This window comes from Lysobacter xanthus (assembly GCF_047159895.1).
Genome location: NZ_BAAGAB020000044.1, coordinates 1 through 24,993 on the forward strand (window position 1 = coordinate 1; position 24,993 = coordinate 24,993).

A 24,993-nucleotide genomic window follows, 5' to 3' on the forward strand; every position below is an offset into this window, starting at 1 on the left:
ATGCCGTACCGGCGCTCCAGCGCATGCACCGGCACCTCGCCCTGGCACATCAGCGCCTGGATCAGGTCCGCGCGCAGCCAGTCGGGCCAGTGCGCCTGTGCGTCGCCGGCCGGCACGCCTTCGCGCGAGGCGCGGCGCAGCAGCGCGTTCGCGAGGCCGGCGCGATGCGCCTGCCCGATCGCGCGCATCGCATCGACCGTCGCCGCCACCGCGGCATGCGGCGCGAGTCCCAGCGGATCGAGCTGCGCGAGGCCGACCATCAGCAGCGCGCGCACGAGCCCGTCGCGTTGCGGCAGCGGCTTGGACATCCAGGCATCGAGCGTCGCGCCATACCGCTGCGGCGCACGCAGCACCGCGAGGCAGATCGCCTCGGCGAGTGCGCGGTCGCGCGGGTCCGGCAGCGTCGAAAGCGCGGGACCGAGCTCGGCACGCAGCGACCGATGGCGATGCAGAACCGCGTCGAGCACGCGGGCAGCGGCGATCCGCGGCGCGACGCCGGGCGGGTTCAGGGCGGTGTCGCGACCGGCCATGCGTCAGGCGGTCCGCAGGTCCTGCCGCGCGTTGAGGAAATCGGCCGCGGTGATCGCACGTCCGCCCTCGCGCTGCAGCACGCGCACGCGCAAGAGGCCGTCGCCGCAGGCGATGTCGAGGCCGTCGCGCCCGGCGCGTACCAGCGCGCCCGGGGTCGCGCCCGTGTCGCCTTCGATCGCGATCGCGCCATGCAGGCGCACGCGCTCGCTGGCGATGGTCGCCTCGGCCATGGGCCACGGATTGAAGGCGCGCACCTTGTCGGCGAGCACGCGCGCCGGCTGCGACCAGTCGAGCCGCGCCTCGGCCTTGTCGAGCTTGTGCGCGTAGGTGACGCCGGCCTCCGGCTGCGGCTGCGGCACCGGGCGGATGCCGGCGCGCAGCAGGCCGAGGCCGTCGCGCAGCACCTGTGCGCCGAGCTCGGACAGGCGATCGTGCAACTGGCCGCCGGTCTCGTCGGCACCGATCGGGATCGACTGCGACAGCAGCACGGGCCCGGTGTCGAGGCCCTTCTCCATCTGCATCAGGCAGATGCCGGTCTCGGTGTCGCCGGCCTCGATGGCGCGCTGGATCGGCGCGGCGCCGCGCCAGCGCGGCAGCAGCGAGGCATGCACGTTCCAGCAGCCGAAGGCCGGGATGTCGAGCACCGACTGCGGCAGGATCAGTCCGTAGGCGACCACGACCATCACGTCGGCCTGCAGGGCGCGCAGTGCGTCCTTCGAAACCCGTGCCCTGAAGTTCTCCGGCTGGAGCACCGGGATGCCGCGCAGCAGCGCTTCCTTCTTCACCGGCGAGGGGGCGAGCCCGCGACCGCGACCCGCCGGCCGGTCGGGCTGCGTGTAGACCGCCACCACCTCGCCCCGCTCCGCGGCGGCGCGCAGGCAGGGGACCGCGAAGTCGGGCGTGCCGGCGAAGACGATTCTCATGGCGGGAGGTCGAGCGGGTGGCGCAGGTTAACGGAGATCGCGCGAGCGGCGCCGTGACCGCCGAGCGCTCAGTGTCCGCGGAGCTGTATGAAGCGCAGCGCCAGCAGCACCGCCATCACGACGACGAGTACGCCCACGCCGACCAGTGCGGACCGCGTGGCCCGCGCATTGGGATGCCCGCAGCGGGGGCAGGCCGTGGCGCGTATCGAACGGCGTTCGCCGCAGGCCTCGCACGGCGTCAGGAGAGAACCGTCGGCCATGGCGGACTCAGGCGCGGCGGCGCTTGGCGAGCTTCTTGCGCACCATCTCGCGCTTGAGCGGCGAGAGGTAGTCGACGAAGAGCTTGCCGGCGAGGTGGTCCATCTCGTGCTGCACGCAGACCGCGAGCAGGCCGTCGGCGGCCATCTCGAACGGCTGGCCGTCGCGACCGACCGCGCGTACGCGGATGCGCTCGGCGCGCGTGACGTCCGCGAAGATGTCCGGCACCGAGAGGCAGCCTTCCTGGTAGACCTGCTCGCCGTCGCGCTCGAGGATCTCGGGGTTCACGAACACGAGCGGCGCGGAGCGGTCGTCCGAGACGTCGATCACCATGAAGCGCTGGTGCACGTCGACCTGGCTCGCGGCGAGCCCGATGCCGGGCGCCTCGTACATCGTCTCGAACATGTCGTCGAGGCGGGACTGGAACGCGGGCGAGGTCACCTCGGCCGGCTCGACGGGCTTGGCGACCGTGCGCAGGCGGGGATCGGGGAATTCGAGGATTTCGAGAATGGCCATGGCGGGTTCCGGGCGTGCCGGCAACGGCGACGCGGGCGCGTCTGCGCAGGAAAGGGGGGTCACCGTCACAACCGCAGGACGGGGCGGCATTCTACCGCTCCACGGCCATTGCATCGGCCGCTGCACCGTGGGCTATAGTGCCAGCGCCCTTCAAGGAAGGGGCTCGCCTGCTGGGGAATCAGGTTCATGGCCAAGCTGAACACTCTTCGCGCGGTGGCTGCCGCCGCGCTGCTGACCGTCGCCGCGTACGCCGTTTCGGCGGACTTCCGCGACGGTCATCCCGATACCTATACGGTGAAGCGCGGCGACACGCTGTGGGACATCGCCGGACGCTTCCTGAAGCGGCCGTGGCTGTGGCCGGAGATCTGGCAGGCCAATCCGCAGATCCGCAATCCGCACCTGATCTATCCGGGTGACGTGCTGTCGCTCGCCTATCTCGACCGCGTCGGGGTCCAGCCGGGCCCGCGCACCGAGGCGCCGATCACCGGCGTCCCGCTCGCGGACGTCGAGCCGTTCCTGAAGAACCTGCGCGTGGTCGACAGCGTCGAGTCGATGCCCTACGTGGTCGGCATCGAGGAAGATTACGAGCACGCGATCGGCGGCCAGGTCGTCTACATCAAGGGCGTCGATGCGCAGCCGGGCCAGCGCTTCGCGGTCCTGCGGCCGAACGTGCGTTACGCGCACCTCGACCGCACCGCCTGCTGCGACCTCTTCCACAAGGACGACCTCGACGCCCGCGGTCGCCCCGACGTGACCAACTGGGAACACGCTTGGACGAACGCGGTGGTGCCCGACAAGGGCGCCGAGCTGCTCGGCTACGAGCTCATGCAGCAGACGACCGGCACGGTCAGCCGCGCCGCCGGCAACGGCATGGAAGCGGCGACGCTCGTGCTCGACGGCAACGGCCGCGAAGTGCGCGTCGGCGACCGCCTGATCCCGGTCGAGGCCCGTCCCTATGACCTGCAGTTCTTCCCGCATGCGCCGAAGGCCCAGTTCGAGTACGGCCGCGCCCGCATCCTCGCGGTGGCGGACGAGCTCTCGCACGGCGGCCGCCGCGACGTGGTCGCGCTGTCCGTCGGTGCCCGCGACGGCGTGGACAACGGCACGGTCTTCTCGACCTGGCGCGTCGGCAGCACCGCGACCGACCGCGTGCGCAAGGGCTTCGACCGCGACCCCGACACCGTCTCGCGGACCGACAAGGTGCGCCTGCCGGACGAGTTCGCGAGCCACGTGATGGTGTTCCGCACGTTCGACAAGGTGAGCTACGCGCTGGTGATGGACGGCATCCGCCCGACCACCGTCGGCCAGGAGCTCAAGCATCCGGACTCGAGCTACTGACGGTCGGAGTTTTCCTACGCATTCACGCGACGGCGCCCGAGGGCGCCGTCGTCGTTTCCGGGCCACGCTGGCGCGATGGATGCCGACCTCGCCCTCGCCCTGCTCGCCTCCGCCGGCGGCCCGCTCGCCCCGCGGCGCGCCCTGCTGGAAGACGTGGGCGATCCGGTCGCCGCGCTCGAGGCCGCGCGCGGCCCCGCCGGCGCCGCACTGACGCCCGCGCAGCGGGACGCGCTGCGGCGTCCGCCGCCCGGGCTCGCCGACCGCGTGTCGCGGTGGTGCAGCGAGCCCGGCCATCGCATCGTGGGCTGGACGCATCCGGACTATCCGCCCGCGCTGCGTAATGCCGCGAGTCCGCCGATCGCCCTGTTCGTCGCCGGCGAGACGAGCCTGCTGTGGCGCCCGGCGATCGCGGTGGTCGGCAGCCGCGGCCCGACGCCGCTGGGGCTCGCCCATGCGGCCGAGTTCGCACGCGCCTTCGCCGGGGCCGGTTTCGTCGTCGGCAGCGGGCTGGCGGCGGGTATCGACGCCGCCGCGCACGGAGCGACGCTCTCGGCCGGTGGCGCGACGCTCGCCGTGCTCGGCACCGGTCCGGACATCGCCTATCCGCGATCGAACGCCGGGCTGCAGTCGCGGATCGCCCACGACGGCGTGCTGCTGAGCGAACACCTGCCGGGCACCGGCCCGCGCCGCGAGCACTTCCCGAGCCGCAACCGCCTCCTGGCGGCGCTGTGCATCGGCACGGTGGTGGTCGAGGCCGCCGAACGCTCGGGTGCCATGATCACGGCGCGGCTGGCCGCGGACGCGGGGCGCGAGGTGTTCGCCATCCCGGGATCGGTGCGCAATCCCCTGTCGCGCGGCTGTCATCACCTGATCCGCGACGGCGCCACGCTGGTGGAGTCGCCCGCGGACGTGCTGGAAGCGCTGGGCGCGCAGGCGGCGATCGAGGCGTCGAGTCACCGACAGGCGCTCGGCGCGCGGTCCACCGGCGCGGAGGGCACCGGGATCGGCGACCTCGATGCGGATCCCGACCACGACAGCTTGTGGAAGACGATCGGCTTCGATCCCACGGATATGGATCAGCTGGTCGAGCGGACCGGATTGACGCCCTCCCGGCTGTCCTCCATGCTGGTGGTCATGGAGCTGGAGGGTCGCGTGGCCCAGCAGCACGGCCGGTTCTTCCGCGTGGCGTGAAGCGGCCCTGCAGGTCCCGCGGTAAAGGGGTCCGGACCCACCGCGTCGCGTCTGCGGCGCAGGCCGAGGGACATGAAAGAAAGCATCCTCGACGTTCTGCTCTACCTCTTCGAACACGTCCTCGACGCCGATGCCGTCGCGCTCCACGAGCGCGACGCGCTGCAGGCCGGGCCGCTGCTGGCCGAGCTGACCGACGCCGGCTTCTCGCCGGCCGAGATCCACAAGGCCTTCGACTGGCTCGATGCCCTTGCCGAGGCGCGGCCGACCGCGCAGCCGACGCGCGCGGGCGGCCCCGTGCGGATCTACGCGGGTCCGGAGCTCGAGAAACTCGACCTCGACGCCCGCGGCTTCCTGATGTTCCTCGAGCAGCACGGCGTGGTCGACGCCGGCCAGCGCGAGTTGGTGCTCGACCGCGCGCTCGCGCTGGAGCAGGACACCATCGACGTCGACGACCTCAAGTGGGTCGTGCTGATGGTGCTGTTCAACCAGCCCGGAAGCGAAGCCGCCTACGCCTGGCTGCAGACCCAGATGTTCGACGACGAGCCCGAGCCGGTACATTAGCGGCGGGCCCTGGGGAGGGCCGACGTCACGAAGGGGATCGTCTTGGACTGGTACTACCACGCTCCCGGCCGGGGGCGCGTCGGCCCGCTGTCGGCCGAAGCACTGCGCGAGCATTACCGCGACCGCCGCATCGAGCCCGACACGCTGGTCTGGCACGACGGGCTGCGCGAATGGCAGCCGCTCGAACGGATGTCCGACGTGCTCGACCTCGCGTCCGTGAAGCCCGATGCCACGCGACCGCCGCCGCTGCCGCCCGGGCCGCTGCCCGGCGTCGCGATTCCGCTCGTGCACGCCACCGCAGCCGCGGCGCCCGGTCACGGCTCGCTGCCGCCCCTGCGCGCGGCGCCCGTCCGCAAGAAGGGGATGTCCGGCTGCCTGATCGCGCTGATCGTCTGCGCCGTCATCGCCGTGCCGGTGATCGGCATCCTCGCCGCGATCGCGCTGCCGGCCTATCAGACGTACGTGCTGCGCTCGAAGCTCATGCCCGTCGTCGACCTCCGCGCGCAGCAGCTGCAGGCCGCCATCGCCACGGCTGCGGAAGCCAACGGACGCTGCCCGGGTACGGCCGAGGAGGCCGGCCTCGAGGCGGATCCGAACGTCGACTTCGGCACCGTCGGCCAGGCCTGCGCCTTCCGCATCACCGTGCGTGGCGTGGACGGCCGCGTCGACGGCCGCACCGTCGATTTCTATGCCACGTCCAGCCGCAACGATGCCTGGGACTGCACCGGCGGCGACCTGCCCGCGCAGTACCGCCCGGTGCGCTGCCGCCCCGAACCCGAAGGCCCTGCCCGATGACCGCCTGGTACTACAGCGACCCGCACCGCAATCGCCTCGGCCCGGTGGCCGCGAGCGATCTCGCCGCCCTGCACGAGGGCGGGCAGCTCCAGCCCGGCACGCTGGTGTGGCGCGAGGGCCTCGCCGACTGGAAGCCGTGGCACGAGGTGATGGACGAGGTGCTGGGCCCGCGCGCACCGGGCGCCCTGTCGCTCGAGCCCGTGGCCGGAGCGACGGACGATCACCGTCCGGCACCGATCGCGAACGACACCCCCGCCGCGGCCGTCGCGGGCGGCTACAACCCGTACGAGGTCGTGGAGCGCGTGCCGGCCTCGCCCTACGCGCCGCCGACGGCGAGCGTGGCCACGCTCGCCCGGGTGGTGCACGGCGGGCACGTCGTGTACGCCCGCTTCCTCAAGCGCTTCGCGAGCAATGCGGTCGACGGGTTCGTCGCCGGCATCGCGGCCTATGCCCTGCTGATCCCGCTGGTGCTGGCGATGGGCGCCGGCGTGGGCTCGATGATGGACGGCGGCGCCGCGGCCGGGCTCGGCCTCGGCTTCATCGGCCTCATGTACCTCGTCCAGTTCGGCGTGCCGGCGATCTACGCGGGCGCGATGCAGTCCTCGGGCTGGCAGGCGACGCTCGGCAAGCGCCTGACCGAGACGAAGCTGGTCCGGACCGACGGCTCGCCGGTGGGGTTCTGGCGCGGCTTCTTCCGCAGCATCGCGCTCATCCTGAGCATCATCCTGACCTGCGGCCTGGGCGCCATCGCCACCGCGGTGATGACCGTGGCGACCGACCGGCGGCAGGGCCTGCACGACCTGATCTGCGACACCGTGGTCGTCGACCGCCATGCCTTCACCGACGAGGCCGACTACCAGGACGAGTCGCTGAACACCGCGACCAAGGTCGTCCTGGGGCTTTACGTGCTGCTGATCCTGGGCGGCATCGTCTTCGTGGTGCTCGCCGGGGTGCTCGCCGGGAACGCGCGCTGAGGCCCCACGCGTCGGCCCGGCTTGACAGCCGTGCCCGGCGCGTGATGACACTAGATATAGAGAATGACACGCCCGCGGACGCCGTCCGCGGGCGTCGCCGCTTTTCCACGCCCCTTTTTCACGCTCGCGCAGACCCCTCGCGCGACCGGATTCCGGGCCGCCCGCCCCCACGGAGCCGCTCATGGCCAAGAACCTCCTCATCGTCGAATCGCCCGCCAAGGCCAAGACGATCAACAAGTACCTCGGCAAGGACTTCACCGTCCTCGCCTCCTACGGCCATGTCCGCGACCTCGTCCCGAAGGAAGGCGCGGTCGACCCCGACCACGGCTTCGCGATGCGCTACGAGCTCATCGACAAGAACGAGAAGCACGTCGATGCCATCGCCAAGGCCGCCAAGGGCGCCGAGCACCTCTTCCTCGCGACCGACCCGGACCGCGAGGGCGAGGCGATCAGCTGGCACATCGCCGAGATCCTGAAGGAGCGCGGGCTGCTCGCGAACCGCACGCTCGAGCGCGTCGTGTTCACCGAGATCACGCCGCGCGCGATCAAGGAAGCGATGACGCGGCCGCGCGCGATCGCCGAGCCGCTGGTGGACGCGCAGCAGGCGCGCCGCGCGCTCGACTATCTCGTCGGCTTCAACCTGTCCCCGGTGCTGTGGCGCAAGGTGCAGCGCGGGCTGTCGGCCGGCCGCGTGCAGTCGCCGGCGCTGCGCATGATCGTCGAGCGCGAGGAGGAGATCGAAGCCTTCATCGCGCGCGAGTACTGGACGATCGAGGGCGAGGTGACGCATCCCTCGCAGCAGTTCAACGCCAAGCTGACCAAGCTCGACGGCAAGAAGGTCGAGCAGTTCACGCTGACCAACGAGACCGACGCGCATTCGGCGCGCGACCGCATCACCCGCGACGCCGGCGGCATGCTGCAGGTGACCGACGTCACCAGCAAGGAGCGCAAGCGCCGCCCGTCCCCGCCGTTCATCACTTCGACGCTGCAGCAGGAGGCCGCGCGCAAGCTCGGCTTCACCACGCGTCGCACGATGCAGGTCGCGCAGAAACTGTACGAAGGTCTGCCGATCGGCGCCGAAGGCACCGTCGGCCTGATCACCTACATGCGTACCGACTCGGTGAACCTGTCGCAGGATGCGATCGTCGAGCTGCGCGACGTCATCGCGCGCGACTTCGGCACGCGCGCCGTGCCGGACAAGCCGAACGTCTACACGACCAAGTCGAAGAACGCGCAGGAAGCGCACGAGGCGATCCGCCCGAGTTCCGCGTTGCGCACGCCGGCGTCCGTGGCCAAGTTCCTGCCCGACGACGAGCGCCGCCTGTACGAGCTGATCTGGAAGCGTGCGGTCGCCTCGCAGATGGTGCCGGCGATCCTCAACACGGTGAGCGTGGATCTCGCGGCAGGCAGCGAGCATTCGTTCCGCGTCTCGGGCACGACGGTGGTCGACCCTGGCTTCCTGGCCGTGTACGAGGAAGGCAAGGACACGAAGAGCAGCGAGGACGACGAGGAAGGCCGCAAGCTCCCCGCGATGAAGACCGGCGATCGCCTGCCGCTCAACCGCGTCGTCGCCGACCAGCACTTCACCGAGCCGCCGCCGCGCTTCTCCGAAGCCTCGCTGGTGAAGGCGCTCGAGGAATACGGCATCGGCCGGCCGTCGACGTACGCGTCGATCATCGGCACGCTGCTGGCGCGCAAGTACGTCGAGCTCGACAACCGCCGTTTCCGCCCGACCGACGTCGGCCGCGCGGTGGCGAAGTTCCTGTCCGCGCACTTCACCCGCTACGTCGACTACGACTTCACCGCCAAGCTCGAGGACGAGCTCGATGCGGTGAGCCGCGGCGAGGAAGACTGGGTGCCGCTGATGGAGCGGTTCTGGAAGTCGTTCAAGGAACTGGTCGACGACAAGAAGGACAACATCGACCGCACCGATGCGGGCAGCGTGCGCGTGCTCGGCACCGATCCGAAGACCGGGCGCCCGGTGAGCGCGCGCATCGGCAAGTTCGGCCCGCTGGTGCAGATCGGCACCAGCGAGGACGAGGAGAAGCCGCAGTTCGCCTCGCTCAAGCCCGGGCAGAGCATCTACTCGATCTCGCTCGAGCACGCGCTGGAATTGTTCGGCCTGCCCCGCGATCTCGGCGAGAGCAATGGCGAGAAGGTCAGCGTGGGCATCGGGCGCTTCGGTGCGTTCGCCAAGCGCGGCAGCGTCTATGCCTCGCTCGCGAAGGAGGACGATCCGTACGTGGTCACCTTCGAGCGCGCGGTGGAGCTGATCGACCAGAAGGAAGAGATCGCGCGCAACCGCATCATCAAGCAGTGGGACGGCTACGACGTGCAGGTGCTCAACGGGCGCTTCGGTCCGTACCTGTCCGACGGCAAGTTGAACGGACGCATCCCGAAGGACCGCGATCCGGCGACGCTGAGCCTGGTCGAGGCGCAGCAGATGCTCGAGGCCACCGGCAAGCCGATGCGCGCGCGCTTCGCGAAGAAGGTCGCGAAGAAGGCGACCAAGAAGGCGGCGGTCAAGAAGGTCGCCTCCGAAGCGCCCGCCAAGAAGGCCACGAAGAAGGTGGCCAAGAAGTCGACCGCGAAGAAGTCGACCGCGAAGAAGGCAGCGGCGAAGAAAGTCGCGAAGGTCGCGGTGAAGAAGGTGGCGCGGAAGGCCGCGGTGACGGCCGACGACGACACCCCGTTCTAAGGCGCGGCCGATGCGCCTCGTCGGCCGCCTCCACGACTGGAACGATGCACGCGGCTTCGGCTTCGTGACGCCCCATGGCGGCGGTGAACGTGCGTTCGTGCACGTGCGCGCGTTCGGATCGGGTGCGCGTCGACCCGCCGAGGGCGACCTGCTGTCGTATGTCGTCACGACGGATGCGCGAGGTCGTCGCAATGCCGCGTCGGTGCGGTTCGCCCCGACGACATCGACGCCCGCGCGCGATGCCCGCCCGCGTCGCGCCGGGCCGTTCCGTGCCACGCGGTTCGCGGTCGCGTTCGCGCTCGCCCTGGCGGGTGTCGCGTTCGCCGGCCTGGTCCCGGCCTGGGTGCCGCTGCTCTATGCCGTCGCGAGCGCGCTCACGTATTTCGCCTACATGGCCGACAAGTCGGCCGCCGTGCACAGCCGTGGACGCACGCCGGAAACGACGCTGCATGTGATGGCGCTGCTGGGCGGTTGGCCCGGCGCCGCATTCGCGCAGCAACACTTCCAGCACAAGCGCAGCAAGGACGCCTTCGTCGACACGTTCCGCGCGACGATGGCCGCGAACGTCCTCCTGCTGGTCGCCGTCATCGCACTGCGGACGCACCCGGAATGGCTCCCGTGACGGGCGCGCTGAACGTTCCGACCGCCGTCGCGGTGCTGATCCGCGGCGGCGTCATCGCCTACCCGACCGAAGGCGTCTGGGGGCTGGGCTGCATTCCCTTCGACGGCGAGGCGGTGCACCGCCTGCTCGCCATCAAGCGCCGGCCCGTCGACAAGGGGCTGATCCTGGTCGCGGCCGAAGCCGCGCAGTTCGACGCGGTGGCCGACTGGGCGGCGCTCGATGCGGCGTCGCTCGAACGCGTGCGGGCGAGCTGGCCCGGGCCGCATACGTGGATCGTGCCGGCCGGCGCCGCCGCGCCCGCGTGGATCACCGGTGGACGCGGCAGCCTCGCGCTGCGGGTGAGCGCGCACCCGGTCGTGGCGGCGCTGTGCCGCCGCCTCGGGGGGCCGCTCGTCTCGACCAGCGCCAACCTCGCGGGCGAGCCGGCGCCCCGCCTCGCCCGGGACCTGTCGCCCGCGCTGCTCGCGCTCGTGGACGGCGTCTGCGACGGCGAGACCGGCGGCCTCGCGCAGCCCACGCCGATCCGCGACGCGCGTAACGGTGCCGCCTTGCGCGACTGAACCGCCGCGAACGGCCGTCGGTCGCGCGCTTTTCCGCCCCGGCCGGGCAGCGCAAGATGGTCGGATGCGCCGGTTCTTCCTGCTCCCGCTCGCCCTGTCCGCCAGCCTCGCGACCGTCGCCGCGCCCGCGGCCAAGGCGCCCGCGCAGGTGACGATCTACCGCTGCACGGACGCGCGCGGCCATCTCGCCCTGCGCGACTCGCCGTGCCGCGCCGGCGAGCGCCAGGAAACGCGGTCGATGCTGCGACCCACCGATGCGCCGGCGCGGGCGCGGGCGACGCCGTCGGGCGATCGTTCGCCGGCGATGCTGCCGCCGACCCGCGTGGTCTATCGCACCGCGCCGCGGCCGGTCTACGACTGCACCACGCCCGACGGGGCGCGCTACACGAGCGCGTCGCCCGAGGGAAACCCGCGCTGGGTGCCGGGCTGGACGCTCGGGTATCCGCCGGTGGTCTACGGGCCGGCCGTCGAGGGCGGCTACGGCGGCGTAGTCGAGCACCGCGGCGGCGGAACCCTTATCCGCGTCGAGGCCGGCCGGCGCTGGCGCGGGCCCGTGGTCGTCGGTCCGCCGGTGGCGCTCGCCCCGGCGGGCATGTGGGTCCGCGACGTCTGCGCGCCCCTGCCGGCCGAGGAGACCTGCGACCTGCTGCATGACCGGCGCGAGGCGCTCGACCGTCGCTGGTTCAGTGCGCTGCAGGGCGATCGCGACGCCATCGGCCGCGAACAGCGCCGGATCGACGCCGAACTGGCGGAGAGCTGTCGATGACCCGGCGCCTGCTGGTGCTGGCCCTGCTGGCGAGCCCGCTGGTCGCGGGCGGCGCCGCGCCGGTGGTGGTCTATCGCTGCGTGGCCGCCGACGGCGCGGTGCTGCTGCAGAACGGCGTGCGGTGTCCGAAGGGCATGCAGGAGGTCCGGCGCGTGATCGCCGCGCCGACCGCGCCCGCGACGCTGCCGCCCCTGCCGCGCCCCGTGCCGGCGCTGCCCACGGCCGCTCCGATGCCGGTCGTCGAGTCCGCGGCGGACCCTGCGCCCACCCTGCGGCCGGTGCCGCCCCTCTACACCTGCCTCGGCGACGACGCGGCGCGCTACTTCGCCGATTCCGACGACGGCACCGCCTGCGCCCCGCTCGAAACCGTCGGGCTCGACGGGCGATCGGCCTCGCCCGCGGTCGCCTGCGAGACGGTGCGCCATCGCTGCGAGCCGGTGGCGGAGGCCGATCGCTGCACGGCCTGGCGCGAGCGTCGTCGCCTGGCCGAACAGGCGCTGCTGTTCTCACCCGATCGGGTGGACGTCGCGCGCGCCGAACGCGATCGCGTCGACGCGGCACTCGCCGGGACCGACTGCCCCGGCTGAGCGGCGATCAGCCGTTGCCGTCGTCGCCCGCGTCCTCCGCCGGCGGTTCCTCGGCCGGCGCCGGCTCGGCGGGCTCGGGCTCCGGCGGCGGCGCGTCGGTCGGCGTGGCCTCGATGATCTCGACCGGCTCGTCCGGCGGCGCGGCGCCGTCGACGATCTCGACCTGGTCGACCGGCGCCGGCAGCACCTCGCCCTCGCCGCCGACCATGGTGTCGTCGTCGGACACCGGCATCGCCGGCTGCGGCGTCGAGCGGCGCAGCATGTTGGTCGACGGCGGCGCGATGCGCACCGCGCTCGAGGCGAAATCCCGCCAGATGCGCGCCGGCAGCGCGCCGCCCGTCACCTTCTTCATCGGCGTGCCGTCGTCATTGCCGACCCAGACACCGACCACGAGTTCGCCGGCCATGCCGATGAACAGCGCATCGCGATGCTCCTGCGTGGTGCCGGTCTTGCCGAAGGTGGGCACGTCGAGGCGCGCGGCGCGCCCGGTGCCACGCTCCACGACCTGCCAGAGCAGGTCGAGCATCATCGCGCGCAGGTTGGGATCCATCGGCGTGGACGGCGCGACCGCGGCGGTCGGCAGGCCGTGCGGCGTGACCGGCGCGGCGCCCTGCGCGATCGCCGCATAGGCCGCGGTGAGCTCGAGCAGGGTCACTTCGTAGGTGCCGAGCGCGATCGACGGATCGCGGCCGAGCGGGCTGGTGATGCCGAGGTCCTGCGCCGCGCGGATCACCGCATCGGGTCCGACCTGCTGCACGAGGCGAACCGCGGCGACGTTACTCGACCGCGCGAACGCATCGCGCAGCGGGATCGGCCCCTGGTAGCGACCGTCGTAGTTGGTGGGGCTCCAGTCGCCGAGCTTGATGGGGCTGTCGTCGACCAGCGTGTCAGGCGTGGCACCGGCGCGCAGCGCGGCGAGGTAGGGAAAGATCTTGAACGCCGAGCCAGGCTGGCGCTTGGCCTGCGTGGCGCGGTCGAACTGGCTCTTCTCGTAGTCGCGGCCGCCCACCAGCGCGAGCACCTCGCCGTTCGGGCGCATCGCCACCAGCGCGGCCTGCGAGGCACTCACGCGGCGGCCTTCGCGCGCGAGCCACTGGCGGATCACGCGCTGGGCCAGTTTCTGCATGCGCGCATCGAGCGTGGTCTGCACGCGGATCTCGCCGTAGTCGGCGTCGAAGGCATCGCGGGCCTGCGGCGCGACCCAGTCGGCGAACCAGGTGCCGCCCGACAGGCGCTCGCTCGACTTCAGGATGCGGGGCGCTTTCGCGCGCCGCGCCTGCTCGGGCGTGATGACGCCGGCGTCGGCCATCGCCTTGAGCACGATGCGCATGCGCGCCCGCGCGGCGTCGGGATCGTGCGTGGGCGAGAGCGCGCTCGGCGCCTTGACCAGCCCCGCGAGCATCGCCGACTCGGACACCGAGAGCTTTTCCGGCTCCTTGCCGAAGTAGTGGTGCGCCGCCGCGCGCAGGCCGTAGACGCCGTCGCCGAAATAGATCGAACTCAGGTAGCGCGAGAGGATCTCGTCCTTGCTCAGGCGGGTCTCGAGGTAGACCGCGATCAGCGCCTCGCGGATCTTGCGGCGGATCGTGCGGTCGGGCTCGAGGAAAGCGGTCTTGGCGAGCTGCTGGGTGATCGTGCTGCCGCCCTGCTTCACGCCGCCGGCGCGGTAGTTGCGCATCAGCGCGCGCGCCACGCCGCGCGGGTCGACGCCGAAGTGGTGGTAGAAGCGCCGGTCCTCGATCGCGATCACCGCGCCCGCCACGTGCGGCGGGAGGTTCTTCACGTCGACCGGGGGCTCCTTGACCGCCCCGCGCCGCGCGAACGCAACGCCGTTGCGGTCCATCAGCACGAGCGTGGGATCCGGCAGGGGCTGCAGCGCGCGGTCGAGCGGAAGCCGCCAGGCGAACCAGGCGAACAGGAGCAGCACCAGCGCGAGCGCGGCGAGCGCGACGCGCACGAGGCGTCGCTGCAGGAGGGGAACGGGCATCGCCGCGGGCGCGGTCGGGGACGGGGAGGCCGGCGCGTCGCCGTCCTCGTCGTAGGGCATCTTCAGCATGCGCACGATGTACCACCCCGCGCGTGAGCGCGACAGGTGTGCGTGCATTCCGTCGCAGCGACGTGCGCCCCGGCGCGTGCGCCCACGCTGAAACAGCTGAACCCCGTTAGCTGCGCTTTCACCGTGTCCAAGCCGGCCGCTAACGGCCGTGTGCCTAGAGTCGAAGCCGGATCGACGCGTCGGAGCACCGCGGCGTCGACCCCGCGACTCCCTTGAGACCCCTCAGAGACCCCGATTCCCCACGCGACTCCCCACGTCGCAGACAAGGAGCTTGGACATGGCGAACAACAACGACGGCAACAACGGCGGACGCAGCAACCGCGGATTCGCGGCGATGGATCCGCGCGAGCAGCGTGAGATCGCCCGCAAGGGCGGCGCCGCGGTCAGCCAGGACCGCGAGCACATGGCCGCGATCGGCCGCAAGGGCGGCGAGGCCTCGGGCGGTGGCAACCGTCGCGGCGGCAACCAGGGCGGCGACCAGGGCGGTCGCGGCAACGAATAAACCGCTCGATGCACCGGTGAAAAGCGCCCTGCGGGGCGCTTTTCGATGTCCGGCGTTCAGAACCCGTAGCGCAGGAACCCGCCGTCCACCGCGATGCATTCGCCGGTGACGTAGGCCGCGGCGGGCAGGCACAGGAACGCGACCGCCGCGGCGACCTCCTCCGGCTCGCCGACGCGCCCCAGCGGCGTGCGCAGCAGGACGTCGTCGAGGTAGTCCGGATCGGCGAGCTTGGTCGACGTGCGGCGCGTGCGGATGTACCAGGGCGCCACCGCGTTCACGCGCAGGCCGTCCTCGGCCCATTCGACCGCGAGGTTGCGCGTCATCTGGTGCAGCGCCGCCTTCGCCATGCCGTAGGGCGCACCGGTGCGGACATGGGTCAGCCCGGAGACGCTGCCCACGTTCACGATGCAGGCGTCCGGATGCTTCGTCAGCAGCGGATGCGCATAGCGCGACAGCTCGAAGGCCGAGAACAGATTGACCTCGAAGATCTGCCGCCACTCGTCCTCGGCATAGTCCGTCGCCGGCTTGCTGAGGTTGCCGCCCGCATTGTTGATGAGGATGTCGAGCTGGCCCTCGGCCTGGTCCTCCACCCAGTCGAGCAGTTCGCGGCGCTGCTCGTCGACGCCGACGTCCGCGGTGAAGGCCATCACGAGGCGCTCGGGGAATTCGTCGGCGAGGTCGGCGCGCGCGGCGTCGAGCGCATCACCGTCGCGGGCGGCGAGCATCACGTCGGCGCCGAAGCCCAGCAGTTCGCGGGCGATGGCGCGGCCGATGCCGGCGCTGCCGCCGGTCACGAGCGCGAGGCGCCCATCGAGTCTCCAGCGTCGGTCGTCCATGCAGCCTCCGGCGGGGTGGCGCGTAGGATAGCCGTCGGGCGCCGCCGCCCCACCGTGGAGACCGCCATGTCCCATCCCGCCCCCATCGTCGCCGTGCTCGGACTGCTCCTGCTCGCCTCGTGCTCCAAGCCCGCTGCGCCTGACAAGGACAAGCCGGTCGAGCCGCAGGCCGCCCGCCACGACCAGATGCGCAAGGCGATCGATGCGCCCCTGCAGAAGGCGCGCGACGTGGAGGCCACGCTCGCCGCGGCGAAGCAGGCGCAGGACGCCGCGATCGACGGCGCCAGCGACGCCGCGCCCGCGCCCTGAGGGTTAGGCGCTCCGCCGCGACTCCGCGCAGGTGCGCGCGATGCCGAGCAGCGTGTCGACCTGCACAGGCTTGCGCAGCACGCGGCAGCCGTAGCGCGACTTGAGCTCGCGCGCGACGGTCGGATCGACGTTCGCGCTCAGCACCGTCACCGGGATCTCCTCGCCGTCGCGCGACTTCAGTGCGTCGAGGAAGTCCCAGCCGTCCATCACCGGCATCGAGAGGTCGAGCAGGATCAGGCACGGCGTCGGCAGGTCGTCGAGGCGCGCGAGGGCGTCGAGGCCGTTCACCGCGACGCGCACGTCGAAACCCTCCAGCTCGAACAGCGTCCGGAAGGTGTCGCGGATGTCCGCATTGTCTTCGACGATGAGGATCGTGCGGGGGGGCGGGGAATCCATGCCTTCAACGCGCCTTTCGATGAGTTTCGACTCTCGGCCACGCACGGGCCCGGCGACGTGAAGCCGCACGGCGCGCGTTCAGCCCGTGAACAGCTCAGCGCGCGAGCGCGGCCTGCACGGCGGCCGGGTCGACCGGCTTGGTCATATGTGCGTCGAAGCCCGCCTGGCGCGCACGCTCGCGGTCCTCGGCACGGCCCCAGCCGGTGAGCGCGATGAGCCGCGCCGGCGCGGTGCGGGAATCGGCGCGCAGGCGCCGGGCGAGCGCGTAGCCGTCCATGCCCGGCAGCCCGATGTCGAGGAAGGCGATCTCGGGCACGAAGGCGTCGAGCAGCGCCAGCGCGGCGTCGCCGCTCGCGGCCGTGCGGACATCGTGGCCGTCGAGCCCGATCAGCGCGGCGAGCGTCTGCGCGGCGTCCTCGTTGTCGTCGACCACCAGCACGCGCCGGCGCGGCGCGACGGCGGCGACGTCCGGCGTCGACTCCGGAGCCGGTACCTCGCCCGACGCCGCGACCGGCAGCTCCACCACGAAGCGGCTGCCGCGCCCGGGACCATCGCTTTCCGCCCAGACCCGCCCGCCGTGCAGTTCCACCAGCCGGCGCGCGAGCGTCAGCCCGATGCCGAGGCCCTGCGCCTCCACGCCGCCGGTGCGCACGAACATCTCGAAGATGCGTTCGAGCTGCCCGGCCTCCAGGCCGATGCCCGTGTCGGCAACGACGAGCCGCAGGCGTCCGTGCGCCGCGCGCTCGCCCTCGAGCCGCACGCGACCGCCGCGCGGGGTGAACTTCGCCGCGTTGTTGAGCAGGTTGGTGAGCACCTGCGCGACGCGCGTCTCGTCGGCGTCCAGGTGCGCGCGCGGATCGGCGACGTGCACGTCCAGCGAGACGCCCGCGGCCTCGAGGAGCGGACGGCTGGCCTCGACCGCGCCCGCCACCACCGTGCCGACCTCGACCACGCGACGCTGCAGGTCGACCGTGCCGCGGGTGACGCGCGAGAGATCGAGCAGGTCGTCGATCAGCCGCACCATGTGCGCGAGCTGGCGCTCCATGATGGCCCGCGTACGCGAACCGATCGACGGATCGTCGGTGGCCTGCAGCAGCGCCAGGCCCGTGCGCAGCGGCGCGAGCGGATTGCGCAGCTCGTGGGCGAGCGTCGCGAGGAATTCGTCCTTGCGCCGGTGCTCGTCCTGCAGCTGGTGGACGAGCCGCGCATTGTCGACCGCGGTCGCCGCGCGCCGCGCGAGGTCCTGCGCGAGCGCGACGTCGGCCGCGTCGTAGCGACGACCGCTCTCGGCCTGCACGAGCGTGAGCACGCCGATGACGCCGCCGCGCGCCATCAGCGGCACCATGATGTATGAGCGCAGCTCGAGTTCCAGCAACAGGCGCGCGTGCTCCGGATCCTGCGTTCCCTGCCGGATCACCTCGGGCGTGATGTCCGCGAGCCACTCGGGCTGGCCGCTGTCGATCACCTGCCAGGCGCCGCCGCCCGCGCCGCGACGCGGGGGATAGCGACGGAAGATCTCGCGGGCCGTCGCGACCCGGCGGGCGTCCGGGTGGTAGACGGCGACGCGTTGGAGCTCGCCGTCGCCCGCCACGAGGTCGATCGCGAACCAGTCGGCGAGTCGTGGCACCACCACGCGCGCGAGGTTGTCGAGCGTGGTGGCGTAATCGAGCGACGCGCCGAGCACCGCGCCGGCGTCGGCGAGCAGTGCGGTGGCCGCTTCCGCGCGACGCCGCTGGGTCACGTCCACGGTGATGCCGAGCATGCGCACGGCCTGCCCGTCGACGTAGTCGACGCGACCGCGGGCCTGCACCCAGCGTTCGCGGCCGTCGCGCGGCAGCATGCGGTATTCGAGGTCGTCGAAGCCGCCGGTGGCCAGCGCCTGCGAGGCGATCGTATTCACGTGCGGCAGGTCGGCGGGCAGGATCGTCGCGAGGAACTGGTCCGCCTGCCCCACTTCGAGGCCGAAGAACTCGCGCGCGTTCGACGAGCACTGGATGCGGTTGGTCAGCAGGTCCCATTCCCAGGTGATCACCCCGCCCGCGGCGAGCACGCGGTTGAGGCGCTCCTCGCTCTCGCGCATGCGCGCTTCCGCGCGGCGCACCTCGGTGACGTCGTCATGCACCAGCACCACTTCGCGGATCTCGCCGGCGTCGTCGCGCACGGGATACGCCTGCGCCGTCACCCAGCGTACGGGGTCGCTCTGTTGCGGGACCTGCGGGGTGGTCTCCCGCGGGTCATAGGCGATCAGCGGCAGGTGCACCGCCTCGCCGGCGAAGGCGCGACGCAGCACCGGCAGGACGCCCTTCGCCTCGAGCTGCGCATCCTCGAGCACGCTGTAGTCGCCGAGCACGTCGGCCGTGAGGCCCCAGAGGCGTTCCCATGCGGCGTTGACGCCAAGCGTGCGGCCGTCCGGGGCCAGGCGCTGCGTCGACAGCGGCGACTGCTCCATGATCGCGCGGAAGCGTTGCTCCGACAGCTGCAGTTGCGCTTCGGCCGCCTCGCGACGCTCGATCTCGCCCTGCGCGGCGCGGTACAGGCGCGCGTTCTCGACCGCGAGCGCCACCCGCCGCGCGAGTTCCTCGGCGAGCGTGCGGTCGTGCGCACCGTAGCGACGATCGGACTCGGTGATGCCCACGCTCAGCACGCCGATCACCTCGCCGTGCGCGCGCATCGGCACGGCGATGTGCGAGCGCATGCCGATCGCGAGGATCAGCCGTGCATGCGCCTCGTCCTTCGTGTGCGAGGCGACGACATCGGGCGTGACGACCTCGAGCAGTTCGGTCTCACCCGACGCGAGCACGCGTCCCGCGGGTGCGGGCGAATCACCGGGGCACGGGTTGCGCTGCGCCATCTGCTCGACAAGCGCACGCTTCTCCGGCAGGACGTGCGCGGTCGCGAGGCGCCGCAGCACGCCGTCCTCGACGACGTCCACGACGCAGAGATCGCCGAGCTCGGGCACGCACAGCCGCGCGACATGCGCGAGCGTGGCCTGGTAGTCGAGCGACGAGGCCAGCACTTCGCCGGCGCGCGCCAGGAAGTCGAGGCGATGCAGGGCGAGGTCGGCCGGGTCCGGCGCGGAGGAAGGGGACGGCATGGATCTCGGAGCCCGGGTCAGGCGCCGACTATAGCGGCCGCGCGTGGTGAGTCCGTCGTCACGGCCGCGTCAAAGCGGGAGACGGCCGAAGCCGCCTCCCGGCGCACGCGGCTCAGAGTCCGCAGAAGCAATAGGCGACGGTCTTGACCGGCGTGCCACGGCGGTCGTTGGCCGAGGCCTCCAGGAAGCGCAGGTCGCGCGCGGCCTGCGGGGCCACCTTCGCGAGCAGCGCCCGCGCCGAATCGCTGCCGCGCAGCAGGCCCAGCCCCGCGCGGGTCTGCGACATGCCGGTGAAGAACTTCTCGAACGGCGTCGGCATCTTCTCGATGTAGCGCACCGCGTAGTCGCCGCGCTTGCCGAGCTTGGCGCGCTGCGCCGCGTCGTCGAGCGCGTCCTGCAGGCCGCCCATCGCGTCGACGATGCCGCGCTCCTTCGCCTGCGCGCCGCTCCAGACGCGACCCTGCGCGACCGCGTCGATCTGCTCGACGGTGCGCCCGCGTGCCTTGGCGACGCGACCGGTGAAGTCGCGGTAGCCCTTTTCGATCACCGACTGGATCATCGTGCCGACCGCCGGATCGAGCGGACGCGTGAGGTCGTACGCGCCGGCATACGGCGTGGTGCCGACGCCATCGGTGTGCACGCCGATCTTCGCGAGCGCGCGGTCGACGGTCGGGATCATCCCGAAGATGCCGATCGAACCGGTGATCGTCGACGGATCGGCGTAGATGCGGTCCGCGTTCATGCTGATCCAGTAGCCGCCCGACGCGGCGACGTCGCCCATCGAGACCACCACCGGCGTGCCGTCGGCCTTCAGGCGCTCGACCTCGCGACGGATCTGCTCGGAGGCGAACACCTCGCCACCGGGCGAGTTCACGCGCAGCACCACCGCGGCGACGTTCTCGTCGTCGTGCGCACGGCGCAGCAGTTCGCTGGTGGACTCGCCGCCGATCTGGCCGGCCGGCGCTTCGCCGCCGCCGATCTCGCCTTCGGCCACCACCACCGCGACGTGCTTCTGCGGCACGACGCCGGCGAGGCCCTTGTTGAGGTGGTCGAGGTAGTCGTCGAGGTCGATGCGGCGGAAGCCGCCGTCGGCATCGTCGTCGGCCACGCCCTTCTCGCGCAGCAGGTCCCAGACCTGCTGGCGCGTCTTCAGGCCGTCCACGAGCTTCTGCTGCAGTGCCATCTTCGCGAGGTCGCCCTGCGCGGCGGCCACCTGCTGCGGCAGCGTGTTGGCGATGGCGTTGAGCTGCGCGACGTCGAGCTTGCGCGCGCGTGCGACGTCGCCGAGGTAGCGCTGCCACACGTCGTTCATCCAGAACAGGTCGGCTTCCTTCGAAGCCGGCGACGCGGCGTCGAGGATGTACGGCTCGGCCGCCGACTTGTACGTGCCGACCTTGAACAGGTGCACGTCGACGCCGAGCTTGTCCTGCAGGCCCTCGCGGAAGTACTGGCGGTAGCGGCCGAGGCCTTCCAGCACCACCTGGCCCATCGGGTCGAGGTAGACCTCGTTCGCCTGTGCGGCGAGCAGGTACTGCTTCTGGTCCATCTGCTCGGAGAACGCGATCACCGGCTTGCCGCTGGCGCGCAGTCGCTCGATCGCCGCGGCCACCTCGCGCAGCGAAGCCATGCCGCCGGCCTGCAGGCCGTCGACGCGCAGGTAGACGCGCTCGATGTTCTTGTCCTTCTGCGCGGCTTCGAGCGCACGCAGCACGTCGCGCAGCTGGAGCTCCGAGCGGCGGTCGCCGGCGACACGCTCGAGCGTGCGGCTGACGGGGTCGGACGTGTACTGCTCGACGAGGTTGCCTTCCGGCGCGACGACCAGCGTCGTGCGCGGCAGCAGCGGATGCGCATTGCCGCCGGCGAGCGAGGCGAGGAAGCCCAGCGCGAGCAGCAGCACGAGGCCGAAGAAGACGAAGTTGAGGATCAGCCGGCGCGTGAAGTTCATCACGTCCCACAGGCCGACGAAGAAGCTCGCGATCGGGCCGCGACGGGGGGCATTCATCGGGGAGGTGTCTCGGAAAGATGCATGCACAGGGTACCGGGGCACATCGCCCCGGTCATGCGCCGAAGGTCACCGGGCCGTTCCGGAGGGGTACCCGGCCAGAATCCGTGCCGGCCGGCTGGCCCGCAGGAAGCGGCCGCCCAGCAGCACCGCCGCGACGGTGAGGCCGGCGATCAACCCGGCCCACATGCCCTTCGGTCCCCAGGCCGGCACGCCGCCGAGCCCGAGGCCGAGCGTGGCCCCCAGCGGCATGCCCACGCCCCAGTAGGCGAAGGCGGCCAGCAGCATCGGCATCCGCGTGTCGCGCAGGCCCCGCAGGGCGCCCGCCGACAGCACCTGCACGCCGTCGGGGAACTGGAACGCCGCGGCGTAAAGCAGCAGCGAGGCGGCCAGCGAGGCGACGGCGGCATCCTGCGTGTAGAGCCGCACCACCGCATGGTTGCCGGCCAGCAGCGCGATGCCCGACAGCAGCTGCGTCGCGAGCACGATCACCAGCCCGGCGAACGCCGCACGCCGCACGCCGGCCGGGTCGGCGCGGCCGAGTGCATGGCCGACGCGCACGGTCGTGGCTTCCGCCACCGCGAGCGGCACCATGAAGGCGAGGCTCGCGACATTGATCGCGATCTGGTGCGCCGCCGCGGGCACGGGCCCCAGCCGGGCGACGAGCAGCGCGGTGGCGATGAACAGCCCGCCCTCCATCAGCACGGTCACGCCGATCGGCAGCCCGGTGGCGAGCAACCCGCCGATCGCGGCGGCACGCGGCGCCTCGAAGTGCGCGAAGGGGGCGATGTCGCGCATGCGCGGTGCGCGGGCATGCACCAGCGCGAAGGCGATCGCCTGCAGCCACATCATCAGCGACGACGCGAGGCCGAGCCCGCCCGCGCCGAGCTCGGGCAGGCCGAACGCGCCGAAGGTGAGCGCGTAGCCGAGCGGCACCAGCACGACGAGACCGCCGCCGCCGAGCAGCATGGTCGGCAGCGTCCAGTGCAGGCCCTCGGCGAGATAACGCATCGCGAGGTAGCAGGTGAGCGCCGGCACGCCCCAGCGGATGCCGTGCAGGAAGGCGGTCGCACCGGGCACGATGTCCGCCGCGATGCCGAACGGCGCGAGCGCGAGCGGCGCGAACGTGAGGAAGGCGAACATCGCGAGGCCGAGCGCGGCGGCGACCCACAACGCCTGTCGGAACAACGGGCCGATCTCGCGGCGGCGGCCTGCGCCGTCGAGCTGCGAGACCGAGGGCGGCAGCGACATCAGCGTGCCCATCGGCACCATCATCGGCAGCCAGAACAGCGCGGTGCCGACCGCGACGGCAGCGAGGGTCGAGGTGCCGTGCTGTCCGGCGATGGTGCTGTCGACGAAGCCGATCATGCCGGTCGAGACGTGCCCGGCCACGAGCGGCGCGGCGAGCGTGGCGGTGCGCCGGATCTCGCGGGGGAAGCGGGCGGTCGCGGGCACGTCGGCCTCCGGCACGGCGGGCCATCGTAGGCGCGGGCGCCCGGCGTCGCCACCACGACGCTGCCCAAACGGCGCCGGGCGTGCTGCAATGCGTGCACGCCGCGAGGGGACGCGATGCACGCCGCCACCGATACCGACATCACCGCCTGCGAGAACTGCGGCACCGCGCTGCACGGCGCCTACTGCCATGCCTGCGGGCAGAGCGCGCACAACCCGCTGCGCAACGTGGCGCACGCGCTCGAGGAGGTGTTCGAGTCGTTCTGGCACCTCGACGGCCGGGTCTTCCGCACCCTGCGCGACCTGCTCGTTCCCGGGCGCGTCGCCTGCAACTACCTGAAGGGCCAGCGCGTGCGGTACATCCCGCCGCTGCGGCTGTTCCTGGTGCTGACGCTGCTGACCTTCTTCGTCGGTCACTTCACGATTCCCGAGGACACGGGCCCGGCCGAATCGGTGAACGTGCAGATCGGGCCGGCGCCGTCAGGCTCGTCCGCCTTTCGCGATGCGAAGACCGAAGCCGAAGTGCAGGCGACGCTGGACCGCGGCCTCGCCGAACTCGCCCGTGCGCGCAAGGAGGCCGGCACGGTGCCGCTGATGGGCGCCGCGATGGACGCGGGCGAGCGGGCGTTGCGGGCGGAAGCGGAGGCGCGTCGCGCGCAGCTGCGTCGGGCCGCGCCGAAGGCGGTTGCCGCAGCGGCGACCACGCCGCCCGCCTCCGCGGCGACGGGATCCGCGCCGGCAGTCGTCGCCCCATCCAAGCCCCGCACGCGGGACGGCAAGACGGGCGTGGAGGTCATCGATACGGTGGTCCGCAAGATCGACAGCGCACGCCTGAAGGACAGGTCGAAGCCGTGGGCCGAAAAGGCCAACCCGGCCGACTTCGGCAGCCTGCCCGACTTCGCCGACCGCTGGCTCAACCACCGCCTCGCGAACACGGCGGCGAACATCGACCGCATGCAGGCCGACGACGGCAAGTCGGTGATGGTCAACCTGATGATGGCGGCGATCCCGTCCGCACTGTTCGTCATGGTGCCGGTGTTCGCGCTGCTGCTGCGCGTCTTCTACCTCTTCAGCCGGCGCAGCTGGCTCGAGCACCTCGTCGTCGCGCTGTACAGCCACGCGTACCTGCTGCTCACCCTGTTCGCGACATTCGTGTTCGTGCTTCTGCCGCTGTCGAACGGCTTGACCTCGTTGATCAACGCCCTGTTGTGGATCTGGGCGGCGATCTACCTGTTGCTGATGCAGCGGCGCGTCTACGCGCAGCACTGGGCGCTCACCGTCCTCAAGTTCTTCGCGGTCGGCTTCCTGTACCAGTTCCTCATCACCGGCGCGATGCTCTACATCGTCTTCGCCGGCATCAGCAGCGGAGCCTGAGCATGGTGGTCTACGAGGTCAGCGTCGACGTCGACGCGGCGATCCGTATGGACTACCTCGCCTGGCTGCGGCCGCACGTCGCGGAGATCCTCGCGCTGCCGGGCTTCACCGGTGCCGACGTCTTCGAGGTGGTGGACCCCGCCATGCCCGACACGCTGCGCGTCTGCATGCAGTACCGGCTCGTCGATGCGGCCGCGCTCGACACCTACCTGCGCGATCACGCGCCGCGGCTGCGTGCCGACGGCCTCGCACGCTTCGGCGAGCGCATGCGCGCGACGCGACGGGTTATGCGCCCGCTGGACTGACGTCAGCGCTCGAGCCGCAGCACGAGCCAGGCGCTGCGGTTCGTATCCGACGTCGACACCAGCTCGCGACGCAGCGCATCGCGCGCCTGCGGTGGCGTGCGCTGCACGAGTACCGCGAGGTGGTCGCGATCGATCGGCGTCATCCGCCGCAACGTGGCGAGCAGCGCATCGGCCTCGTCGGGCGGCACCTGCGCGAGCAGCGGCTGCAGGCGCGGATAGTCGACGCCGAGCACCGGCCCGAGCCGCCAGCCGTGCTGCGTGCTGAGGTCCAGCGCGTCGAACTCCGCACGCAGTGCATCGCGCGTGGCGGCGTCGAGCATCGCGTAGCGGGCCGCGGCCGCGCGGAC

The 24,993-nt window shown here is 72.0% G+C and carries 25 protein-coding genes; 14 read left to right on the plus strand and 11 right to left on the minus strand.

The genetic code is table 11. The features are described from left to right. The 4 genes from ACY35P_RS10890 to def all read right to left on the minus strand — a co-directional run. Nucleotides 1-530, minus strand: a 530-nt coding sequence (locus ACY35P_RS10890) for a transcription antitermination factor NusB (RefSeq protein WP_462115856.1), incomplete at its 3' end; no start/stop codon positions are given. Nucleotides 531-533: 3 nt separating this feature from the next. Next, on the minus strand, nucleotides 534-1,454 hold the full coding sequence (fmt, locus tag ACY35P_RS10895; RefSeq protein WP_462115857.1) for a methionyl-tRNA formyltransferase: 921 nt from the start codon (nucleotides 1,452-1,454) through the stop codon (nucleotides 534-536). A gap of 68 nt (nucleotides 1,455-1,522) precedes the next feature. Then, entirely contained in the window at nucleotides 1,523-1,714 is a 192-nt protein-coding gene (locus ACY35P_RS10900) for a hypothetical protein (RefSeq protein WP_462115858.1), read from the minus strand. 7 nt (nucleotides 1,715-1,721) lie between these two features. Further along, the gene (gene def / locus ACY35P_RS10905) at nucleotides 1,722-2,228 is read right to left on the minus strand and encodes a peptide deformylase (RefSeq protein ID WP_462115859.1); all 507 of its coding nucleotides are present in this window, start codon (nucleotides 2,226-2,228) and stop codon (nucleotides 1,722-1,724) included. A gap of 186 nt (nucleotides 2,229-2,414) precedes the next feature. Here def and ACY35P_RS10910 point away from each other — a divergent pair, with 186 nt between their 5' ends. The 10 genes from ACY35P_RS10910 (at nucleotide 2,415) to ACY35P_RS10955 (ending at nucleotide 12,320) form a co-directional block, all read left to right on the plus strand. After that, complete coding sequence (locus ACY35P_RS10910) at nucleotides 2,415-3,566, plus strand: LysM peptidoglycan-binding domain-containing protein (protein WP_462115860.1); 1,152 nt, start codon at nucleotides 2,415-2,417, stop codon at nucleotides 3,564-3,566. A gap of 75 nt (nucleotides 3,567-3,641) precedes the next feature. Next, nucleotides 3,642-4,757: a DNA-processing protein DprA gene (gene dprA / locus ACY35P_RS10915; protein ID WP_462115861.1), complete on the plus strand. Its 1,116-nt coding sequence runs from the start codon at nucleotides 3,642-3,644 to the stop codon at nucleotides 4,755-4,757. A gap of 72 nt (nucleotides 4,758-4,829) precedes the next feature. After that, on the plus strand, nucleotides 4,830-5,318 hold the full coding sequence (locus ACY35P_RS10920; RefSeq protein WP_462115862.1) for a Smg family protein: 489 nt from the start codon (nucleotides 4,830-4,832) through the stop codon (nucleotides 5,316-5,318). Nucleotides 5,319-5,360: 42 nt separating this feature from the next. After that, the gene (locus ACY35P_RS10925; protein WP_462115863.1) at nucleotides 5,361-6,113 is read left to right on the plus strand and encodes a GYF domain-containing protein; all 753 of its coding nucleotides are present in this window, start codon (nucleotides 5,361-5,363) and stop codon (nucleotides 6,111-6,113) included. Further along, nucleotides 6,110-7,087 (plus strand): RDD family protein, encoded by a 978-nt coding sequence (locus ACY35P_RS10930; RefSeq protein WP_462115864.1) that lies wholly within the window; start codon nucleotides 6,110-6,112, stop codon nucleotides 7,085-7,087. Before ACY35P_RS10925 ends, ACY35P_RS10930 begins: the two co-directional genes overlap by 4 nt. Before the next feature lie 181 nt (nucleotides 7,088-7,268). Next, nucleotides 7,269-9,785, plus strand: coding sequence for a DNA topoisomerase I (locus ACY35P_RS10935; protein ID WP_462115865.1), 2,517 nt, complete (start codon nucleotides 7,269-7,271; stop codon nucleotides 9,783-9,785). Between the two features lie 10 nt (nucleotides 9,786-9,795). After that, a complete protein-coding gene (locus ACY35P_RS10940) occupies nucleotides 9,796-10,407 on the plus strand; it encodes a DUF1294 domain-containing protein (RefSeq protein WP_462115866.1) in 612 nt (203 codons plus the stop codon). Continuing rightward, nucleotides 10,395-10,967, plus strand: a complete 573-nt coding sequence (tsaC, locus tag ACY35P_RS10945; RefSeq protein WP_462115867.1) for an L-threonylcarbamoyladenylate synthase type 1 TsaC — start codon at nucleotides 10,395-10,397, stop codon at nucleotides 10,965-10,967. Before ACY35P_RS10940 ends, tsaC begins: the two co-directional genes overlap by 13 nt. 64 nt (nucleotides 10,968-11,031) lie before the next feature. Further along, entirely contained in the window at nucleotides 11,032-11,733 is a 702-nt protein-coding gene (locus ACY35P_RS10950; protein ID WP_462115868.1) for a DUF4124 domain-containing protein, read from the plus strand. Then, entirely contained in the window at nucleotides 11,730-12,320 is a 591-nt protein-coding gene (locus ACY35P_RS10955; RefSeq protein ID WP_462115869.1) for a hypothetical protein, read from the plus strand. The genes ACY35P_RS10950 and ACY35P_RS10955 overlap by 4 nt, the downstream gene beginning before the upstream one ends. A gap of 7 nt (nucleotides 12,321-12,327) precedes the next feature. Here ACY35P_RS10955 and ACY35P_RS10960 read toward each other — a convergent pair whose 3' ends face one another. Beyond that, complete coding sequence (locus ACY35P_RS10960) at nucleotides 12,328-14,424, minus strand: transglycosylase domain-containing protein (RefSeq protein ID WP_462115870.1); 2,097 nt, start codon at nucleotides 14,422-14,424, stop codon at nucleotides 12,328-12,330. Between the two features lie 229 nt (nucleotides 14,425-14,653). Here ACY35P_RS10960 and ACY35P_RS10965 point away from each other — a divergent pair, with 229 nt between their 5' ends. Then, nucleotides 14,654-14,878: a KGG domain-containing protein gene (locus tag ACY35P_RS10965; RefSeq protein ID WP_462115871.1), complete on the plus strand. Its 225-nt coding sequence runs from the start codon at nucleotides 14,654-14,656 to the stop codon at nucleotides 14,876-14,878. A 56-nt stretch (nucleotides 14,879-14,934) separates the two neighbouring features. On the opposite strand, the gene ACY35P_RS10970 is transcribed toward ACY35P_RS10965, so the two are convergent. Next, complete coding sequence (locus ACY35P_RS10970) at nucleotides 14,935-15,714, minus strand: SDR family oxidoreductase (RefSeq protein WP_462115872.1); 780 nt, start codon at nucleotides 15,712-15,714, stop codon at nucleotides 14,935-14,937. A gap of 66 nt (nucleotides 15,715-15,780) precedes the next feature. On the opposite strand from ACY35P_RS10970, the gene ACY35P_RS10975 reads away from it, so the two are divergent. After that, nucleotides 15,781-16,023, plus strand: coding sequence for a hypothetical protein (locus ACY35P_RS10975; protein WP_462115873.1), 243 nt, complete (start codon nucleotides 15,781-15,783; stop codon nucleotides 16,021-16,023). 3 nt (nucleotides 16,024-16,026) lie between these two features. Here ACY35P_RS10975 and ACY35P_RS10980 read toward each other — a convergent pair whose 3' ends face one another. The 4 genes from ACY35P_RS10980 to ACY35P_RS10995 form a co-directional block, all read right to left on the minus strand. Continuing rightward, nucleotides 16,027-16,419, minus strand: coding sequence for a response regulator (locus ACY35P_RS10980; protein WP_462115874.1), 393 nt, complete (start codon nucleotides 16,417-16,419; stop codon nucleotides 16,027-16,029). A gap of 94 nt (nucleotides 16,420-16,513) precedes the next feature. Next, nucleotides 16,514-19,513, minus strand: a complete 3,000-nt coding sequence (locus ACY35P_RS10985) for an ATP-binding protein (protein ID WP_462115875.1) — start codon at nucleotides 19,511-19,513, stop codon at nucleotides 16,514-16,516. A 112-nt stretch (nucleotides 19,514-19,625) separates the two neighbouring features. Next, nucleotides 19,626-21,515: a signal peptide peptidase SppA gene (sppA, locus tag ACY35P_RS10990; RefSeq protein WP_462115876.1), complete on the minus strand. Its 1,890-nt coding sequence runs from the start codon at nucleotides 21,513-21,515 to the stop codon at nucleotides 19,626-19,628. Nucleotides 21,516-21,584: 69 nt separating this feature from the next. Further along, nucleotides 21,585-22,970: an MATE family efflux transporter gene (locus ACY35P_RS10995; protein ID WP_462115877.1), complete on the minus strand. Its 1,386-nt coding sequence runs from the start codon at nucleotides 22,968-22,970 to the stop codon at nucleotides 21,585-21,587. Between the two features lie 114 nt (nucleotides 22,971-23,084). On the opposite strand from ACY35P_RS10995, the gene ACY35P_RS11000 reads away from it, so the two are divergent. Together ACY35P_RS11000 and ACY35P_RS11005 are read left to right on the plus strand one after the other, a co-directional pair. After that, nucleotides 23,085-24,341: a DUF3667 domain-containing protein gene (locus ACY35P_RS11000; RefSeq protein WP_462115878.1), complete on the plus strand. Its 1,257-nt coding sequence runs from the start codon at nucleotides 23,085-23,087 to the stop codon at nucleotides 24,339-24,341. Between the two features lie 2 nt (nucleotides 24,342-24,343). Further along, complete coding sequence (locus ACY35P_RS11005; RefSeq protein ID WP_462115879.1) at nucleotides 24,344-24,646, plus strand: DUF4286 family protein; 303 nt, start codon at nucleotides 24,344-24,346, stop codon at nucleotides 24,644-24,646. A 2-nt stretch (nucleotides 24,647-24,648) separates the two neighbouring features. On the opposite strand, the gene ACY35P_RS11010 is transcribed toward ACY35P_RS11005, so the two are convergent. Next, nucleotides 24,649-24,993 (minus strand): hypothetical protein (locus tag ACY35P_RS11010; RefSeq protein ID WP_462115880.1); only part of this gene is annotated, 345 nt, incomplete at its 5' end.